The organism is Plantibacter sp. MDV22-iso1, assembly GCF_058408345.1.
This window is the reverse complement of sequence record NZ_JBZVDY010000002.1, coordinates 766,980-785,785: the sequence shown is the minus strand read 5'-3', so window position 1 is coordinate 785,785 and position 18,806 is coordinate 766,980. Positions and strand designations below refer to the sequence as shown.

General features: G+C 69.4%; 12 protein-coding genes. 6 read left to right on the top strand and 6 right to left on the bottom strand.

The window, feature by feature from the left end; genetic code table 11:
• Positions 1 to 64: 64 nt before the first annotated feature.
• The 3 genes from ddaH (at position 65) to AC4PMY_RS14370 (ending at position 2,184) form a co-directional block, all read left to right on the top strand.
• Positions 65 to 946: a dimethylargininase gene (ddaH, locus tag AC4PMY_RS14380; RefSeq protein WP_064294950.1), complete on the top strand. Its 882-nt coding sequence runs from the start codon at positions 65 to 67 to the stop codon at positions 944 to 946.
• Between the two features lie 131 nt (positions 947 to 1,077).
• The gene (locus AC4PMY_RS14375) at positions 1,078 to 1,311 is read left to right on the top strand and encodes a hypothetical protein (protein ID WP_064294883.1); all 234 of its coding nucleotides are present in this window, start codon (positions 1,078 to 1,080) and stop codon (positions 1,309 to 1,311) included.
• A 114-nt stretch (positions 1,312 to 1,425) separates the two neighbouring features.
• Complete coding sequence (locus tag AC4PMY_RS14370; RefSeq protein ID WP_064294882.1) at positions 1,426 to 2,184, top strand: polyprenol monophosphomannose synthase; 759 nt, start codon at positions 1,426 to 1,428, stop codon at positions 2,182 to 2,184.
• 31 nt (positions 2,185 to 2,215) lie between these two features.
• On the opposite strand, the gene AC4PMY_RS14365 is transcribed toward AC4PMY_RS14370, so the two are convergent.
• Positions 2,216 to 2,884 carry an NAD(P)-dependent oxidoreductase gene (locus AC4PMY_RS14365; RefSeq protein ID WP_064294949.1) on the bottom strand — a complete coding sequence of 223 codons (669 nt, stop codon included), beginning with the start codon at positions 2,882 to 2,884 and terminating at the stop codon, positions 2,216 to 2,218.
• A gap of 328 nt (positions 2,885 to 3,212) precedes the next feature.
• Here AC4PMY_RS14365 and AC4PMY_RS14360 point away from each other — a divergent pair, with 328 nt between their 5' ends.
• The 3 genes from AC4PMY_RS14360 to AC4PMY_RS14350 all read left to right on the top strand — a co-directional run bounded on the left by AC4PMY_RS14360 (position 3,213) and on the right by AC4PMY_RS14350 (position 11,768).
• Positions 3,213 to 4,928: a YncE family protein gene (locus AC4PMY_RS14360; RefSeq protein ID WP_491623054.1), complete on the top strand. Its 1,716-nt coding sequence runs from the start codon at positions 3,213 to 3,215 to the stop codon at positions 4,926 to 4,928.
• Between the two features lie 182 nt (positions 4,929 to 5,110).
• The gene (locus AC4PMY_RS14355) at positions 5,111 to 5,485 is read left to right on the top strand and encodes a DUF3060 domain-containing protein (protein ID WP_491623053.1); all 375 of its coding nucleotides are present in this window, start codon (positions 5,111 to 5,113) and stop codon (positions 5,483 to 5,485) included.
• Positions 5,486 to 5,552: 67 nt separating this feature from the next.
• Positions 5,553 to 11,768: a DUF7507 domain-containing protein gene (locus AC4PMY_RS14350; protein WP_491623052.1), complete on the top strand. Its 6,216-nt coding sequence runs from the start codon at positions 5,553 to 5,555 to the stop codon at positions 11,766 to 11,768.
• Positions 11,769 to 12,002: 234 nt separating this feature from the next.
• Here the strand turns inward: AC4PMY_RS14350 and AC4PMY_RS14345 are convergent, their stop codons facing one another.
• The 5 genes from AC4PMY_RS14345 to AC4PMY_RS14325 all read right to left on the bottom strand — a co-directional run bounded on the left by AC4PMY_RS14345 (position 12,003) and on the right by AC4PMY_RS14325 (position 18,726).
• Entirely contained in the window at positions 12,003 to 13,343 is a 1,341-nt protein-coding gene (locus tag AC4PMY_RS14345; RefSeq protein ID WP_083397233.1) for an alpha-hydroxy acid oxidase, read from the bottom strand.
• Complete coding sequence (locus tag AC4PMY_RS14340; protein WP_491623051.1) at positions 13,336 to 14,163, bottom strand: FadR/GntR family transcriptional regulator; 828 nt, start codon at positions 14,161 to 14,163, stop codon at positions 13,336 to 13,338. The genes AC4PMY_RS14345 and AC4PMY_RS14340 overlap by 8 nt, the downstream gene beginning before the upstream one ends.
• A 121-nt stretch (positions 14,164 to 14,284) precedes the next feature.
• Positions 14,285 to 15,217 (bottom strand): 2-hydroxyacid dehydrogenase, encoded by a 933-nt coding sequence (locus AC4PMY_RS14335; RefSeq protein WP_071260430.1) that lies wholly within the window; start codon positions 15,215 to 15,217, stop codon positions 14,285 to 14,287.
• A gap of 9 nt (positions 15,218 to 15,226) precedes the next feature.
• The gene (locus AC4PMY_RS14330) at positions 15,227 to 16,690 is read right to left on the bottom strand and encodes a rhamnulokinase (RefSeq protein ID WP_491623050.1); all 1,464 of its coding nucleotides are present in this window, start codon (positions 16,688 to 16,690) and stop codon (positions 15,227 to 15,229) included.
• Complete coding sequence (locus AC4PMY_RS14325) at positions 16,687 to 18,726, bottom strand: bifunctional rhamnulose-1-phosphate aldolase/short-chain dehydrogenase (protein WP_064294875.1); 2,040 nt, start codon at positions 18,724 to 18,726, stop codon at positions 16,687 to 16,689. Before AC4PMY_RS14325 ends, AC4PMY_RS14330 begins: the two co-directional genes overlap by 4 nt.
• Positions 18,727 to 18,806: the final 80 nt, after the last annotated feature.

Below are 18,806 nucleotides of genomic sequence, written 5' to 3'. Positions count from 1 at the left end.
GAACGTGGCGTGCCCCCGGGCCCCTGGACCTCGTCCGCCGACCCTCGCTCGTTTGGAGGCCGACGTGTCGTCGACGCTCAACCACCCCACCCCCACCACGCAGGACGCCACGACCGGCACCCGCGTCGCGAACCGTCGCCGGTACCTCATGTGCCGGCCGGACCGCTTCACGGTCAGCTACCGGATCAACCCCTGGATGAACCCGGACGACCCGACCGACACCTCGCTCGCGGTGTCGCAGTGGGAGCAGCTGCACCAGGCCTACCTCGATCTCGGCCACCGGATCGACCTCATCGACCCGCTCGACGGCCTGCCGGACATGGTGTTCGCGGCGAACGGCGGCTTCACGCTCGACGGCACCGCCTACGGGGCGAAGTTCACCTACCGGGAGCGAATCCCCGAGGGGCCGGCCTACATGGACTGGTTCGAGGCGAACGGCTTCCGCGTCGAGCGCCCCGAGTTCGTGAACGAGGGCGAGGGCGACATCATGCTCGTCGGCGACACCATCCTCGCCGGGACCGGCTTCCGCACCGATCCCCGCAGCCACGACGAGGTGCGGCGCATCTTCGACCGCGAGGTCGTGACCCTCAACCTCGTGAACCCGAGCTTCTACCACCTCGACACCGCGATCGCCGTGCTCGACCCGGTGGCTCCCGCCGACGGCTCGCCCGCGAACATCGCCTACCTGCCGACCGCGTTCGACGAGGCGAGCAACCGCATCCTCGAGCAGCGCTACCCCGACGCGATCCACGTGAGCACCGAGGATGCAGCCGTCCTGGGCCTCAACTCGATCTCGAACGGTCGTGAGGTCGTCATCGCCGCCCGGGCCGTCGGGTTCGAGCGTCAACTGCGCGAGCGCGGCTACACGCCGATCGGCGTCGACCTGTCCGAGCTGCTCCTCGGCGGCGGCGGCGTGAAGTGCTGCACGCTGGAGCTGCGCGGCTAGCCCTTCGACAAGCTGAGGGACCGGACCGGGGCTGTGCGGTCTCAGGGGCCGGGGTCGATGTCGAGGGGTTGCGGGTGCCGGTGGCGCGGCGTATACCTGCACTGACCGCTTGAACCTGAGGAAGGGCACCCATGGACGCCGGAGAACGACGTGACCACGAACGCGCCGACGCAGGACGCTCCGGCACCCTGAGTGATGCGACGGGGTTCTGGGTCGTGATCGCCTTCGCCCTGTTCGCCGGCGGCATGTGGGCGTTCGGCGAGGCGTTCCGCACGGACGTCCTGCAGGCCGTCTGGTTCATGGGTGGCATCCTCATGATCGCGCTCGCGATCTTCATCCCGGCGCATTTCGCCAGCAACAACTGATCCCCAGCCGGACGTTCGCCGACCGTTTCCTGAGCGTCCGGACGTCCGGTCGGAGGCCGCCGATACGGTCCTGTTCAGCGCGCTACGCTGGCTGAGCAGACACGAGGACGGCACATGGATTCCACGGTGGTCATCATCCCCACCTACAACGAACGCGAGAACCTGGAGAGGATCGTCGCGCGCGTCCGTACCGCTGCACCATCCGTCGAGGTGCTCGTGGTCGACGACAACTCACCCGACGGCACCGGAGCGATCGCCGACCGTCTCGCCGCCGAGGACGACGCGGTGCACGTGCTGCACCGCACCGGCAAGGAAGGGCTCGGCGCCGCCTACAAGGCCGGTTTCGCCTGGGCGATCGGCCGCGGATTCGGCAACGTGGTCGAGATGGACGCCGACGGATCCCATGCCCCCGAGCAGTTGCCGGCACTTCTCGCGGCCACCGCGGAGGCGGACGTCGTCCTCGGGTCGCGCTGGGTCCCGGGCGGCACCGTCGTCAACTGGCCCAAGCATCGCGAGGCCATCTCGCGGGTCGGCAGTGCCTACGCCCGGTTCGCGCTCCGGCTGCCCGCGCGGGACGTGACCGGCGGCTACCGCGTGTTCAGTGCTGATGCACTGCGGCGGCTGCAGCTCGACGAGGTCCACAGCCACGGCTACGGCTTCCAGGTCGACATGCTCTGGCACGCGAACCGCGCCGGTCTCCGGATCGTCGAAGTGCCGATCACCTTCACCGAGCGGACGCTCGGGGCGTCCAAGATGACGAGCGGCATCGTCGTCGAAGCCATGCTCCGCGTCACCTGGTGGGGCGTCTGCGAACTGACGGACCGCATCATCGGGCGTCGTCCTGCAGCATCACGGGCGGCCGCCGGCTCCTGAGTCGCGACGGCGCCCGTCGGCGGGTTCGTCGTCAGCTGCGGCGCGGCCCTGACGAGATGACCGGGGCAGAGCCGATGAGGTCCTCGTCGTCGACCGCATCCACGAGGTATGCGGCGACGTCGCAGCGAGGGATGCGGAGCGAGCTCGGCCAGCTCCCCGGTGGTGAGGACACGACCGGGCGACGGGCGTCACTGGCGGAGAGCACGGTCGGGTGCACGATGGTCCAGTCGAGTTCCGAGCGGCGGAGGAACGCGTCCGCCTGCTCGTGATCGGCGTAGACGGTGCCGAGTCGGAGGAAGTGCGTCGCCCACCGCAAGCCGGCGGGGACGCTCCGGACCGACTCGCCGGCGCCGAGCGCGGAGAGGAGGACGACTCGACGCAGCCCACGCGAGCGCATCGCGTCCGTGACGACTCGCACGGCGTTCGAGATGAGGTCGGGAGGGCTGACCTGGCGCGCCCACGGCCAGTCGGACGAGCCGATGTTGCTGAGGGCGATGATGACGGCCTGCGCGCCACGCATGGCCTCCTCGACGTCCTCACTCCGCAGTGGAGACCCCTGGACGACCGTCAGGCGGTCGCCGGGGACGACGGCGGCGGGGTCGCGGACGAGCGCGGTGACCGAGTGGCCGCGGCGAAGCGCCTCGCCGATGATGAGCCGCCCGGTGCGGCCGCTCCCACCGATCACGAGGAGGTGTGCCACCGTCGCCTCCCGATCGTCGAACACCGGCCCGACGGCGCAGGTGCTGCGACCGTCCGGACGGATCCATCGTCCCCGACGGAGCGACGGAGGGCATCGGGGACAACCCGGGGAGGGCGGTGTGATGGTGTGAGCGCGCGAGTCCGGCCCGAGCGACCGGCGCTGGCCGATTTCCGCGACCGGTTGTCGGTGCGGTCCCGTGACCGCTATCCTCACCAACAACTGTCGCGAAGTCGCCGCAGAACTGATCCTCGCTCAGGTGATCGGTCGGTGCGGTCCGGACTCCTCGACGATCTCGGTGGGGGGAGTGGCTCGAGCGATGGGGTGGCGTATGCCCGTGATTCAGAAGGTCGTCGCCGCAGTGATCGCGGTTGCGGCGATGACCATGTCGGTCGGCCTGCCGCAAGCGGCGTCGGCGGCCGCGCCGGCGTATCAGGCGAGCCGCGTCCTGACACTCGACGCTCGACCGTACGGGGTCGCCGTCGATCCGAACCGTGGGCTCGTCTACGTGTCGGGCCGGACGTCGAACGTCGTCTGGGTCTACGACGCCGACACGCTGGAGCGGGTGACGACGGTCGCCGTCCCGAACCTGCCATCACAGATCGCGGTCGACCCGGCGAGCGGCTACGTCTATGTGTCGCAATACACCGGCAACCTGCTGCAGGGGTCCCTCGCGGTCATCGATCCCGTGTCCGCGTCGGTCGTGGCCAGCGTGCCTGTCGGAAACGCGCCGACGGGCGTCAGCCTGAACCTCTCGACGAAGCAGATCTACGTGGTGAACTCCGCCTCGGCCTACCTCTCGGTGCTCGACGCTTCGGATCCGGCGGCTCCGGTCCCGGTCACCACCTGGTCGGCTGTGACCGGGATGCAGGAGGTCACCGTCGACGCCGCAGGAACCACCGCGTACGCCGTCGCGCCGAACAACGACCAGGTGCTCGTGTTCGACACCGCGGACGGGACGCTGCGGACGAGCTGGTCGACGAACCGCGTGCCGCAGAGCCTCCTCCTCTCCTCGGACGAGACGAGCGCCTTCGTCACGGCGCAGCTCGGCCCGACCGCGACCGTCCACGACACCTCGACCGGGGCGGTGTCCGGGTCCATCGACGTCACGAACACCTACTTCACCTCCGCCGACCGTGCGCTCGAGTCGGCCTTCCTCACGTCCCCGCAGGCGAACGGCGGAACGGTCGTGGTGGTCGATGCGGCCACCGGCGCCCGCGTCCAGGACGTGCCCGCGATCGGCGCGTTCCAGATCGCGACCGACCCGACCCGCCATCGGACCTTCGTGACGAGCATCCGGAGCAACAACCTGACGGTGATCGATCCCATCGCCACGGCACCGTCCATCGTCTCCGATCCGATCGATCAGCGCGTGGCTGCCGGCGGTGATGCGACCTTCGAGGCCCAGGCCTCGAGCGTCGAGGCGACCACCGTGGTCTGGCAGGTCAGTACCGACGGGGGCGCGACCTGGAGTGATCTCGCCGACGAGACTGCACCGTCGCTGACGATCGAGGCGGCGACGGTCGATCAGTCGGGCCAGCGATACCGTGCGGTCTTCACGAACTCGGTCGGGTCGACGCCGACTGCGGCAGCGACCCTGACGGTGGATCCACCGGCACCGACGATCGCACTGGATCCCTTGGCCGATCGGAGCGACCGGTCGGGAGATGCGGTCTCCGTCGCCGCGAACGCGACGACGTCGGACGGCTCAGCCGTCACCTATTCGGCGGTGGGATTGCCCGGCGGCATCGGTCTGGACCCGTCGACGGGCGTGCTGCAGGGGATCCCGACCACCGTCGGTGTCTTCGCCGTGACCGTCTCGGCGACCGCAGGCGAACTGGTCGCCTCCACGACGTTCACCTGGACGATCACCGCTGCGACGGTGGTCGTTCCGTCTCCGACCCCGATCGATCCGTCGTCCGCGGAAGGGTCGCTGGTCCGGACGGGGGCCGACGCCGCGCCGTTCGCGCTGGCGGCGATCCTGATCCTCGCTGGGCTCGGTTCCGCTGCGAGCGCGATCTCGCGCGCGCGGAGGAGGGTGGGGTAGGGGCGAAGCCCCAGGCATCGACGCGCACACAGCGCATCCGACGGAACGCGCGGCCCTGAGGGGTCGCGCGTTCCGTCGTTGTGTCGGCCTGCACTCTCGTGGCTGCTTGTATATCACTTATTCGTCGGCTAGTATTTCACGTGTAGAATCAGACATTCGGAAACCGACCGGAGATCTCCCCCATGAAACCAGCCGTCCTCGCCGCCGTGACCCTTGCGCTCGCCGGCACCCTCGTCGCCTGTACGTCCGCACCGATCGCCAGCGTGGCCGAACCTGCCGTCACCCAGTGCACCGGCCGTGATGTCACCATCGGCTCGGACGGCGCGAACGTGCGCCTCATCGGCGACTGCGGTGCCGTGACGGTGCGAGCCGACGCCGTCACGCTGCAGGCGGACTCGGCGACCTCGCTCACGGTCGACGGCGACGACAACACGATCAGCATCGACTTCGTCGAGCGTGTCGACGTCGTCGGATCCGGCAACGACCTCACCTGGCTCGACGGCGCCGAGCTCGCCGAGGACGCCTTCCCCGGCAACACCCTGGCGCCGGCGCAGTGACCACCCTCCCCGACATCCCGTCCCCGTGCGGCCGCCCGGCCGCAATCGTTCTCTCGAAGGAAACAGCATGAAACCCCCTCGCTGGCGTTCGCGCCTGCAACTCATGGCCGGCACCCTGGCCATCACGACCGCGCTCGGTGGTGTGCTCTCGGCGCCGGCTGCGGCGACCACCGACCTCCAAGCCGTCGGCTCGTTCACCGAGTTCAAGCTCTCGATCACGGACGACGGCATCGTCGGCACGCTCGACCCGGCTGCCGACAACGGACTCATCGCGACCGGCTCCTCGGCGATGTTCGCCTGGTCGCTCGGAAGCGACGGACTCACCGACGGTGTCGCCTCGCAGACCCTGCCCGAAGGGTGGGTCTGGGACGAATCGTCCCTCATCAAGTTGAACAACGACTCTCCGACGTTCACCTCCCGCTACGTGCTCGAGGACGGTGGGCGCACGCTCCGTGCGACGATGTCGATCCCCTCGGGGTCGCTCGTGACGGTCGACGGTCTCACCGCGACGATGAACGGATTCACGACGGCCCCCGGCACGGTGTACGACGCGACGGTCGTCTACGAGGACGGCACGGGCGCTCGAGAGGCTTCCGGCGGGACGCTCACGACCGTGGGTGAGTACCGCTCGGACCTCGCGCCGATCAGTGGCCAGTCCAACGCGCTCGGCCAGTACGACTTCGGGAACGGTCTGGAGGACGCGATTCCGCTGTCCATCGGCGTACAGCTGACCTCGTTGCTCGAAGCCGGACAGCGGCGGCCCATGGAGATCGACCTGCCGATCGACGTCACCCTGACGTACGACGGTCCCACCGCCGGTGGCGTCGAACTCGAGAGCGACCTTGCGGAAATCGTCTCCGTCGACGGCAAGGAGATCACCCTACGGATCACCTCCCTCCCGATCAGCGACGTGGCTCCCACCCGCCTGGCCATCCGGCCGACCCTCTGGTACCCGAAGGACGACGTCCCTGAGAAGGCGGCCGATGCCATCGTGATCCCCTACACCCTGACGGGTCCCGATTGGACCACCAACGGTGGCTCGACCATCGTCGGTGCGATCGGTGGTCAGTCCTCAGCGCGTCTGACGCAGAACCTGAAGGACGACGAAGAGGGCGGCTGGGTCCTCGCTCCGCCGACGGCGGGCATCTCCGCAGCACGCTACATCTCCGGAACGCCGAGCTATCCGCCGCTCAACGCGTCCCGCTGGACGAGCGTGAGCAACAGTCTGGTGTCGCCGGACGCCGAGCTCTTCTCCGAGGGGACGGTCACCCCGCCGACCCGCGCGGAGTCCGGCCAGACCCGCAGCCAGGGGCTGACGAACCTGGTCACCCACCAGTTCTGGAATCCCGAGGAGGCTCAGTTCGTCCTCGACACCCCGGCCGTGGCCTTCGGTGTCGTCCGCGACAGCACCCTCCAGCAGCAGCCGGCCGACCGGTTCCTCGTCCAGTACACGAACGGAACCGATCAGCAGGACCCCGAGAGCAACGCCTGGTTCGACACGCCGCAGGAGGCCGGAGGCCCCACGGCGATCACCGGGGTGCGCGTGCAGTACCTCGGAGAGAGTTGGCAGAAGGACGTGCTCGGGCGCGTCGCCGACTTCAAGCTGTCCGTCCGTGTCCCGTTGGAGGCGCGTGCGCCGGTCGGGTCCTGCATCACGATCAACCACACCTGGACGGCGGACGAGACCGGTGCCCGCGGCCAGCGGACGAGCACCTGCGTCGAGCTGTTCACCACGAACCACTCGCTGGCAGCGGGTTCAGCCTCGGTCGTCGGTGGCAACTCCGTCGACCAGATCGCGCAGACCAGTCTGGTTCGACCGGCCGGCGCGCGCCTCGACGCTGCGCCCATCACCTTCGACGCGGTCCGCACCGAGGTGCGACTCGACTCCGCGGTGACGGCCTTCGACGTGTCGCGTCTCGACCCGGCGTGGCGAGTCGTCGGCGTGCGCGAGGCCGACCTCGGCCCCGATGGACTCCCCGGCACCCGCGATGACCGCGCTCCCGCGTACGTCACGCTCGAAAGCACTGCCCCGGTCGTGCTCGATGCGTCGTCCACGTCGCTCAAGCCCGTTCGCATCGGCACGACGGTGTCGGTCCAGCGGCCGGTCAAGCCGAACGCTTGGACCGGCGGGACCAACGGCACCCTGTCCACCTTGAGCACCCTCTCCGGCATCGGCGACACGGCGCTCCAGGCGTCCTCGCGTGTCAACGTCGTGCAGGTGGACACCCTCTCGCTGAGCGGCGCCGCGGGGAAGCCGCAGATCGAGTCCGACGACACGTCGATCGACTTCACGACCTATTGGTACAACTTCACCCGGAGCAACTACGAGGGCAACGTCGTGTTCCTCGACGTCCTGCCGTACGACGGCGACGCCCGCGGTTCCAGCTTCTCGGGGACCGCCACGCTCCAGAGCCTTCGCCTGTTGGGCGTCGAGCCGGCGACGGTGCAGATCACGACCGCCGATCCTCGCCTCATCGGCGATGCGCCCGGCGACGAGGTCGAGTGGGTCGATCTCGCCGAGGACGCCGATCTCTCCTCCGTCACCGCTGTGCGTGTCGTCTACGTCGGGTTCGACTCCACGGCCGCGGGTGGCCTCCGTCTCGACCTCTCGGTGGAGGGGCAGGAGGCGGGAGACGTCTACCAGAACAGCGCCGACGCCTACTTCGGATCGAACTCGGTCCGTCTCCGGACGCCGAACCAGACGTCCGAGGTCGTCGGCTCCACGGTCGGCGGTGTCGTCTTCGACGACCGGAACGGCGACGGCGTGCAGCAGGCCGACGAGCCCGGCCTGGCCGACGTGAGGCTCGACCTCCGTCCGGCCGGCGGCGATGCGATCGAGCAGAGCTCGACCGCATCGGACGGGACGTTCTCGATCGACGGGCTCGTCTCCAGCCAGGAGTACGAGGTGGTCGTCGACGGCACGACGCTCCCGGCGTCACACCTGCAGACCGCCGGTTGGCAGGATCGCCGAGACGACGTCGCCGGTCCGTTCACGGTGCCGATGGGAAGTGGTCGCGACGACCTCGTGTTCGGGTACCAGACCGTCGACTCGAGCATCGTGCTCGACAAGCGTGCGACGTTGCCCGAGGGGGATCTCGAGGTCGGCTCGGTCATCGACTACACCTTCGTCGCCACGAACAGCGGGCAAGGAACCCTCAGTGACGTCCAGTTGGACGACGACCTCCGGGGCCTGAGCGAACTCGCCTTCGACTGGCCCGCCGAATCCGGTGTGCTGGCTGCCGGGGCGACCGTGCAGGCGACGGCGAGCTACACCGTGACGCAGTCCGACATCGACCGTGGTCGCCTGACCAACGATGCGACCGTCGCCGGGACCGACGCGCTGGGAAGCGCTGTCAGCGATGACGACAGCATCACCGTCGATCTCGTCACGGGGGCTGCGGTGAAGGTGTCGATCGTGGGCAGTGTGCGCGACGAGGTCACGGCAGGTGCCGCGGTGGACTGGACCGTCACCGTCGAGAACGCCGGCTTGCCGACGCTGCGTGATGTCGAGGTTCGCGATGGCGAACGGTCGATCGGCAGCTGGGACACCCTCGCGCCCGCGGCGATCGAGATCACCACGTTCGAGACTTCCCTGACCCAGTCCGATATCGATGCCGGCCTGGTATCCCGGTCGGTGGCGGTGGAAGGGTTCCACGCTGCGGACGGTTCGTCGGTGACCGATGAGGACGCTGCGGAGGTGCCGCTCGACGTGGCCGGTGCGGTGTCGATCGAGGTGCTGTTGAACGGAGAGGATGTCGTTTCGGCTCCTGGTCCTGAGGTGACGGTCGGTGAATCGATCGAGTGGACGTACGTGGTCACCAACACCGGTATCCGGACGCTTGCCGACCTGTCCGTTTCGGATTCGTTCGGGTCCGAGCTGGCGGTCATCGAGACGCTCGCCCCGGGCGAGAGCCGCGAGATCACGGTCGATTCCGACGCGGTGTTCGCTGAGCAGACGGTCACCGCGGAGGTCGCTGGTGTCGAGGCAGGCGATCGGCCGGTGGGTCCGGTGCGTGCTGAGGACGTCAGCTGGTATCAGGGTGTGATCCACTCCTCGATCACGCTCGACGAGCGGGCGATCCTGCCTGACGGCGACCTGGTCGTCGGCTCGGTGATCGAGTTCGAGCTCACCGCGACGAACACGAGCGCCGGCACCGCATTGACGGAGGTCCAGGTCCGCGACCGGTTCGCGGGCATGGGTGAGCCGGAGGTGGTGTGGCCGGGCGAGCCCGGGACGTTGCAGCTCGGCGAGTCCGCGGTCGCGACGGTGGAGTACACGTTGACGCAGGCTGACATCGATCGAGGGTCCTTGACCACGGATGCGGTCGCGTCCGGCGTCGACCTCGCCGGCGACACGGTCGAGGCCGGTGACTCGGTCACCATCGATCTGGCCACGGGTGCTGCGGTGACGGTGTCGATCGTGGGCAGCGTCCGCGACGAGGTCGCGGTCGGTGCCACGGTGGACTGGACCGTGACGGTCGAGAACGCCGGGCTGCCGACGCTGCGGAACGTCGAGGTCTACAACGACGAGCAGACGATCGGGACCTGGGAGTCCCTGGCCCCCGGCTCGATCGAGATGAGCACGTTCGAGACCACGCTGACCCAGAACGACATCGACGCAGGTGTCGTCTCCCAGGTGGTGTCGGCTTCTGGTCAGCATGCCGCCGATGGCGCTCCGGTGACCGATGAGGACACTGCGGAGGTACCGCTCGACGTGGCTGGTGCGGTGTCGATCGAGGTGCTGTTGAACGGAGAGGATGTCGTTTCGGCTCCTGGTCCTGAGGTGACGGTCGGTGAGTCGATCGAGTGGACGTACGTGGTCACGAACACCGGTATCCGGACGCTTGCCGACCTGTCCGTTTCGGATTCGTTCGGGTCGGAGCTGGCGGTCATCGAGACGCTGGCCCCTGGCGAGAGCACGGACATCACGGTGTCAGCCGACGCGGTGTTCGCTGAGCAGCTCGTTCGTGCCGTGGTCTCCGGTGTTGAGGCGGGCGATCGGCCGGTGGGTCCGGTGGGTGCTGAGGACGTCAGCTGGTATCAGGGTGTGATCGACTCCGTGATCACCTTGAACGAGCGGGCGATCCTGCCTGACGGCGACCTGGTCGTCGGCTCGGTGATCGAGTTCGAGCTCACCGCGACGAACACGAGCGCCGGCACCGCATTGACGGAGGTCCAGGTCCGCGACCGGTTCGCGGGCATGGGTGAGCCGGAGGTGGTGTGGCCGGGCGAGCCCGGGACGTTGCAGCTCGGCGAGTCCGCGGTCGCGACGGTGGAGTACACGTTGACGCAGGCTGACATCGATCGAGGGTCCTTGACCACGGATGCGGTCGCGTCCGGCGTCGACCTCGCCGGCGACACGGTCGAGGCCGGTGACTCGGTCACCATCGATCTGGCCACGGGTGCTGCGGTGACGGTGTCGATCGTGGGCAGCGTCCGCGACGAGGTCGCGGTCGGTGCCACGGTGGACTGGACCGTGACGGTCGAGAACGCCGGGCTGCCGACGCTGCGGAACGTCGAGGTCCACGACGACGAGCAGACGATCGGGACCTGGGAGTCCCTGTCCCCCGGCTCGATCGAAGTGACCACGTTCGAGACCACGATCACGCAGTCGGACATCGACGCGGGCTTCGTCTCGCGCGAGGTGTCGGCGTCGGGAGCACATGCTGCCGATGGATCGCGGGTCTCCGACGACGACCTGGCCGAAGTGCAGCTGCCGACCGCCGGTGAGATCAGCGTCGAGGTGCTGCTGAACGGCGAAATCGTCGAGGAGGCTCCCGGGCCGGAGATCCTGGCTGCTGACGGCATCACGTGGACGTACATCGTGACGAACACCGGTCCGCGGACACTCACGGACGTCGTCCTCGACGACGGCATGGAGCCCCGGTCAGCCTTGTCCGTCGACGGTGCGCTGGCACCAGGTGCGTCGGTCAGCGTCGATCTCGAGGAGCGCGCCGAGCTCGGCGCACACCACCGGATCGTCACGGCGACCGCGGAAGACGGGTCTGGATCGTTCGACGACGGCGTGCAGCCTCGCTCGCTGGTATCCGCCTCCACCGAGTCCTGGTACGTCGGAATCGTCGTACCGGAGACGCCCGAACCGAACACGCCGGCACCCGTCGTCTCGTCCGGATCGACGGACGGTCCGCTCGCGAAGACCGGAGCCGAGGGCGCCTTCCTCGGAGGCGCAGCGGCACTCGCGCTGCTCGGGATCGCCCTGGGCTTCGGCCTCATCGTGCGCCGCCGTCAGCGTGAGGAGGTCGGCTCGGACCTGACGGAATGACGAGACGGTCCTGCCCGGGGTTCGGGCAGGACTGATCGGCCCAGGCCGGCGGCGGGGTCGTCTCATGCGGAAGCGTGAGGCGGCCCCACGCTCGCGTCGTGCGGCGTGCCGTCTGGCGAGAGCTCGGGACGGAACTGTGCGCCTGCGAGGACGTCCAAGGCCCCGGTCACCAAGCGTGTCGACAAGGATCCTTCGGCGCGCGCGGTGACCGGGGCCGGTCGAGTGAGGAGACGGTTACGCCTTCGCGGCTGCGGGCTTCCGCGCCGGAGCCTTGCGGGCGGGCGACGTCGCGGGCTTCGCTGTTGTGGAGCGTCCGGCACTCAGTGTCGACTGCTCGGGCAGCGGCTGCAGGGTCGTGAACCGCGACAGCTGCGTCACGTGGTGAGGCTGCAGCTCGTCGAGCGAGGCGACACCCAGCAGCTTCATCGTGCGCACGATCTCACCCGAGAGGATCTGGATCGCACGATCGACGCCCTCGCGTCCACCGGCCATGAGCCCGTACAGGTAGGCGCGGCCGATGAAGGTGAAGCGCGCACCGAGCGCGACGGAGGCCACGATGTCGGCGCCGTTCATGATGCCGGTGTCGAGGTGCACCTCTGCGTCCTTGCCCACCTCGCGCACGACGCTCGGCAGGAGGTGGAACGGGATCGGCGCGCGGTCGAGCTGGCGGCCGCCGTGGTTGGAGAGCTGGACGGCGTCCGCACCGAGGTCGACGGCGAGCTTCGCATCGGCGACCGACTGGACGCCCTTGACGATGAGCTTGCCCTTCCACTGCTCGCGGATGTATTTGACCTCGTCCGGGCCGACGGTCGGGTCGAACATCGTGTCGATGAGCGCCGCGACGGTTCCCGACCAGCGGTCGAGGCTCGCGAAAGCCAGTGGCTCCGTGGTGAGGAAGTTGATCCACCATGCCGGGCGGGGGAGCGCGTCGACGATGGTCTTCGGGGTGAGCGACGGCGGGATCGTCATGCCGTTGCGGACGTCGCGCAGGCGGGCGCCGCCGACCGGGGTGTCGACCGTCACGACGAGGGTGTCGTAGCCCGCCGCGGCCGCGCGATCGACGAGCGCCATCGACCGTTCGCGCTCGCTCCACATGTACAGCTGGAACCAGTTGCGCCCACCGGGTGCCGCCGCCTTGACGTCCTCGATCGAGGTCGTGCCCATGGTCGACAGGGTGAAGGGGATCCCCGCGGCCGCGGCGGCGGAGGCCCCCGCCCGTTCGCCCTCAGTCTGCATCATGCGGGTGAAGCCGGTCGGCGCGATGCCGAAGGGGAACGCGACACGCTCGCCGAGGACGTCCCAGCCGGTGTCGACGTTCGCGACGTTCTTCAGGACGGCCGGGTGGAACTCGATGTCCTGGAACGCCTGCCGTGCCCGAGCCAGTGAGATCTCGCCCTCGGCGGCGCCGTCGGTGTAATCGAAGGGCGCCGTCGGCGTGACCCTCTTCGCGATCGCCCGGAGGTCGCTGATGGTGGTGGCGGCCGCCAGCCGTCGCCGGCGAGCGTTGAACTCCGGCTTCTTGAACTGCATGAGCGGCAGGAGGTCATGGGGCTTGGGGATGCGGCGTTCAACCATGGTCTGTCTCTTCTTTCCGCGAACTGTCGCTTGAGGTGGGTGTCGAGGGGTGCGGACTGTCGTCTTCTGACCGTTCGCGAGCCTGGTAGTAGTTGGTGATGTGGGAGCGGACGGAATCGCGGGCCAGCGGGGCGTCGGCGTGACGGATCGCCTCCACGATGCCCCGGTGCTCGGCGCGCAGGCGGTCGGCGGTGGCTGACCACGACGCCAGTTGTGGGACACCGGCCAGGACGTAGCGCTCGATGGAGTCGCGGAGGCCGGACATCGTGGCGACGAGGACCTGGTTGCCCTCCGCCTCGGCGAGCGACAGGTGGAACTGCGCGTCGAGGGCGAGGAACTCGGCCTCCGTGAGCGTCGACTGGTCCATCGCGTCGAGCAGGGCCTCGGGGTGTGTGAGATCGGGGACGGTCGTTCCGGCGCGCGACGCGAGACTGTGGACGACCGCGGTCTCGATCACGAGCCGGGTGTCGACCACGTCCTGGACGGCGAAGCCTTGCGCGGCCACCTGGAGCCGCATGAGGGTGGCCATGCCACCGGACGGCGTGGCGACGATGATCGCGCCGGCGGTGGGGCCGGATCCCGTGTGGGTGCGGATGAGTCCCAGGACCTCGAGGACGCGGATCGCCTCGCGGACGCTGGACCGACCGACGCCGAGGTCGATCGCGAGCTGTCGTTCGCCGGGCAGGCGGTCACCGGGGGTGAGGACACCGCTGAGGAGGTCCGACTCGATGCGGGCGAGCACGACCTCCCAGGCCCGGGGCTCCGCCGCTGGGGTGGGGGGCTGCGTCGCCGGGGCCGCGGCCGTCGCTGGTGCGTTCATCGATCCTCCTTCGACATTTCGGTGTGGTCAGACCACAAACCCTACCTCTTGAACCGATTCAACGCGAGCCCTTCTCGCAGATTTCTCTGCGAGGGGGTTTCGACGGATATCGACGCCCATCTCAGGTGCGGAGGACGATGTTCTCCGGCTCCTCGTCGGCCAACAGATGTTCGATCTGTCGACGCAGGAGACGCGCCATCCGCGGCAGCATGGCGCTCGTCGCGCCCCCGATGTGCGGGGAGACGAGCACGTTCGGCAGGGACCACAGCGGGTGGTCGGCGGGCAGTGGTTCGGGGTCGGTCACGTCGAGCGCCAGTCGGATGCGACCGCTCGTCGCGTGCTCCACCAGGGCGTCGGTGTCGGCGACGGGGCCGCGGGCGACGTTCACGACCAGGGCGTCGTCGGGCAGTGCCGCCAGGAAGTCGTCTCCGATCAAGCCGCGGGTGCTGTCGGTCAGCGGGACGACGACGATGACGATCTCCGCGTGCGGCAGGAGTTCGGGCAGTTCGTCGATGCCGTGGATCGGCCCCCGCTCGTCCTCCCGCGCGCTCGACGCCACCCGGGTGACCTCCACCTCGAACGGGAGCAGGCGCTCCTCGATGGCCGCGCCGACCCCGCCGTACCCGATGAGGAGCACGCGGCGGTCGGCGAGGCTCGGGCGCTGGCTCTGCAGCCATTCGCCCGTCCGCTCGGCCCGCACGAAGTCGGGGATGCCGCGCTGCGAGGCGAGGATGAGCCCGACCGTGAGCTCCGCCGTCGAGGCCTCGTGGACGGTCGCCGCGTTGGCGAGGGTGATGCCCTCCGGGAGGAGGTCCGCGAGGCCGTCGTAACCGATCGACTGCACCTGGACGAGCTTCGGCGTCACCGCACCGACGTTCGCGAGCGGTTTGTTCGAGCCGAGGTACACGGGCACGACGAGGTCGATGTGCTCGACCGGCGGTTCGGTGCGCAGATCCCATTCGACGAACTCGACGCCCTCGGGGAGGGGGCCCTGCGACAGCACCTCCTCGCGCAGGTCGGCGGGCAGGCTGACGATGAGTGGAGAAGCGGTCATGCTGCGACGCTACCGGCTGACGGTCGTGGAGCCGGCAGGCTTGCGCGGCTCGTAGCGGGTCGGCTCGAAGGAACGGGCGACGAGGGCGCGCAGGGACTCGAGGTCGCCGTCGATGATCCCCACCGCCCTCGCCTGGACGAGGACGTTCCCCAGTGCCGTCGCCTCGACGGGGCCGGCGATGACGGGGATCCCCGCACGGTCGGCCGTCAGCTGGCAGAGGAGCGTGTTCTGGGATCCGCCGCCGACGACGTGGATCGCACGCACCTGGACCCCGGACAGCTCGGAGGCCGTGTGGACCGCGTCCGCGAACGCCTGCGCCAGGCTCTCGATGATGCACCGGACGAACTCGGCACGGGACTGCGGGACCGCCCGCCCGTGCTCGGTGAGGAACCCGGCGATGCGCGCCGGCAGGTCACCGGGGGCGAGGAACCGGGGGTCGTTCGCATCGAACACCGAGACGGGTGCGTCGACCGCGGCCGCCTGGGCGATGAGCCCGGGCAGGTCGATCGTCTCGCCACCGCGCTCCCAGGTGCGCACCGACTCGCTCAGGAGCCAGAGTCCCATCACGTTGTGCAGGAAGCGGGTGCGTCCGTCGACGCCGCCCTCGTTCGTGAAGTTCGCCGCTCGACTCGCCTCGGTGAGGACCGGGCGTTCGAGCTCGACCCCGACGAGTCCCCAGGTGCCGCACGAGATGTAGGCGGCATCCGGGGTCGTCATCGGGACGGCGACGACCGCTGAGGCCGTGTCATGTGAACCGATGGCGGTGACGGGCGTGGACGCGGGCAGGCCGACCTCGGTGGCGACCGCTTGGAGGAGCGTCCCGATGCGATCGCCCGGCTGGACGATGGGCGGGAGGATCGTCGCCGGGATGTGGAGCCGCCCGAGGAGCTCGGTGTCCCAGGCGGTCGGTTCGCCAGCGCGGACGAGGCCGGTGGTCGACGCGTTGGTGGCCTCGGCGACGCGAGCACCGGTCAGCCAGTGTGCGATGAGGTCGGGCACCAGGAGTGCGGTGTCGGCGACGTCGAGCATGCCGGCGTCGCGCTCGGTCGCGAGCTGGTAGACGGTGTTGAACGGCAGGAACTGCAGGCCGTTCACGCGGTAGAGGTCGGCGAAGGGGACCGTTCCGTGGACCGCCTCGACACCTGCAGCCGTCCGTTCGTCGCGGTAGTGGAACGGTGCGCCGAGGAGGCGCCCCTGCCGGAGGAGGCCGTAGTCGACCGCCCATGAGTCGATGCCGATGCTCGCCAGGTGCGGCTCCTGCTTCGCTGCGCCCGACAGCCCCGCGATGATCGAGCGGTACAGCTCGAGGATGTTCCAGTGCAGGCCGTCCGGCGTGCGGACGGGCGTGTTCGGGAACCGCGCTACCGGTACGAGGCGCAGCTCGCCGGGGCCGACGTGGCCGAGCATGACCCGCCCGCTCGTGGCCCCGAGGTCGACCGCCGCGACGGTGCCGCTCCGGCCTGCCGCGCTCATCGCAGGAAGGCCGCGGCCACGCCCGCGTCGACGGGGATGTGCAGTCCGGTCGTGTGGCTGAAGTCGCTCGTGCAGATCGCGAAGACCGCATTCGCGACGTTCTCCGGGACGACCTCGCGCTTGAGGATGGTGCGCTGCGCGTAGAACTTGCCGAGGTCCTGCTCGTCGATGCCGTACGTCTTCGCGCGGTTCGCACCCCAGCCCGAGGCGAAGATGCCGGAGCCGCGGACGACCCCGTCGGGGTTGATGCCGTTCACCTTCACACCGTACTCGCCGAGCTCTGCGGCGAGGAGACGGACCTGGTGGGCCTGGTCGGCCTTCGTCGCGGAGTAGGCGATGTTGTTCGGGCCGGCAAACACGGAGTTCTTCGACGAGATGTAGACGATGTCGCCGCCGAGCTTCTGGTCGATGAGCACGCGTGCGGCGGCCTTCGAAACGAGGAACGAGCCCTTCGCCATGACGTTGTGCTGGAGGTCCCAATCGGCCTCGGTGGTCTCGAGGAGCGACTTCGACAGCGAGAGGCCGGCGTTGTTGACGACGAGGTCGAGCCCGCCGAAGGCCAGGACCGTCTCGTCGATCGCGGCCTGGACGGCCGCCTCGTTCGAGACGTCGGCGGCGATGCCGATCGCGACGTCCGTGGTGCCGAGCTCGGCTGCCGCGGCCTGCGCCTTCTCCAGTGAGAGGTCGGCGATCGCGACGACCGCGCCCTCCGCGACGAGACGCGTGGCGATGGCCTTGCCGATGCCGGATGCGGCACCGGTGACGAGCGCGATGCGGGTCGCGAGCGGCTTCGGTTTCGGCATCCGCTGCAGCTTCGCCTCCTCGAGCGCCCAGTACTCGATCGCGAACTTCTCGGCCTCGTCGATCGGCGCGTAGGTCGAGAGTCCCTCGGCGCCGCGCATGACGTTGATGGCGTTGACGTAGAACTCGCCGGCGACGCGGGCGGTCTGCTTGTCCTTGCCGAAGCTGAACATGCCGACGCCCGGGACGAGGACGATGAGCGGGTCGACACCGCGGATCGCCGGGCTGTCGGCCGTGGCGTGGCGGTCGTAGTAGGCCTGGTAGTCCTCGCGGTACGCCTCGTGCAGGGTGCCGAGGCGCTCGATGACGTCTTCGACGCTCGCCGTGGCGGGCAGGTCGACCGTGAGCGGCTTCACCTTGGTGCGGAGGAAGTGGTCGGGGCAGCTCGTGCCCAGTGCGGTGAGGCGCGGGTGCTCCGCCGAGGCCAGGAAGTCGAGGACCTCGGGGCTGTCGGTGAAGTGGCCGACGACGGGACGGTCGGCGGAGGCGAGCCCGCGGATGGTGGGCGCGAGGGCCGCCGCCTTCGCACGACGCTCGGCCTCGGGGAGGGCCGCGTAGCCGTCGAGCGCCGGACCGAAGGGCTCGGGGCGGGAGTTCGCCTCGATGTAGGCGGCCGCGGTGTCGATGATCCACAGCGAGTTCGCCTCGGCCTCCTCGGAGGTGTCGCCCCAGGCGGTGATGCCGTGCCCGCCGAGGATGGTGCCGACCGCCTGCGGGTTGTCGGCCTTGATGGCGGCGATGTCGAGGCCGAGCTGGAAGCCGGGGCGACGCCATGGGACCCACACGACCTTGTCGCCGAAGATCTTCGCGGTGAGTTCGGGGCCGTCGGCGGCGGTCGCGATGGCGATGCCGGAGTCGGGGTGCAGGTGGTCGACGTGGGCCGCGTCGACGAGGCCGTGCATGGCGGTGTCGATCGATGGAGCCGCGCCGCCCTTGCCGTGCAGGGTGTAGTCGAAGGCGGCGACCATCTCGTCCTCGCGGTCGAGGCCGGGGTAGACGTCCTGCAGGGCGCGCATGCGGTCGAGGCGAAGGACCGCGAGACCCTCGGGCTTGAGCGTGCCGAGGTCGCCGCCGGACCCCTTGACCCAGAGGAGCTCGACCGGCTCGCCCGTGACGGGGTCGATCTCGGTGCCCTTGGCCGAGGTGTTGCCGCCGGCGTAGTTGGTGTTCTTCGGGTCGCTCCCGAGGCGGTTGCTGCGGGCGATGAGCTCGGCAGCGGTTGGGTTCACGGACATTCGCACTCCTTCGTCGGGGCACGTCCGTGCCCAGTGTTCGATCGTGTTAAGTGTCACACGAAGTGACAGATCTTGCAATG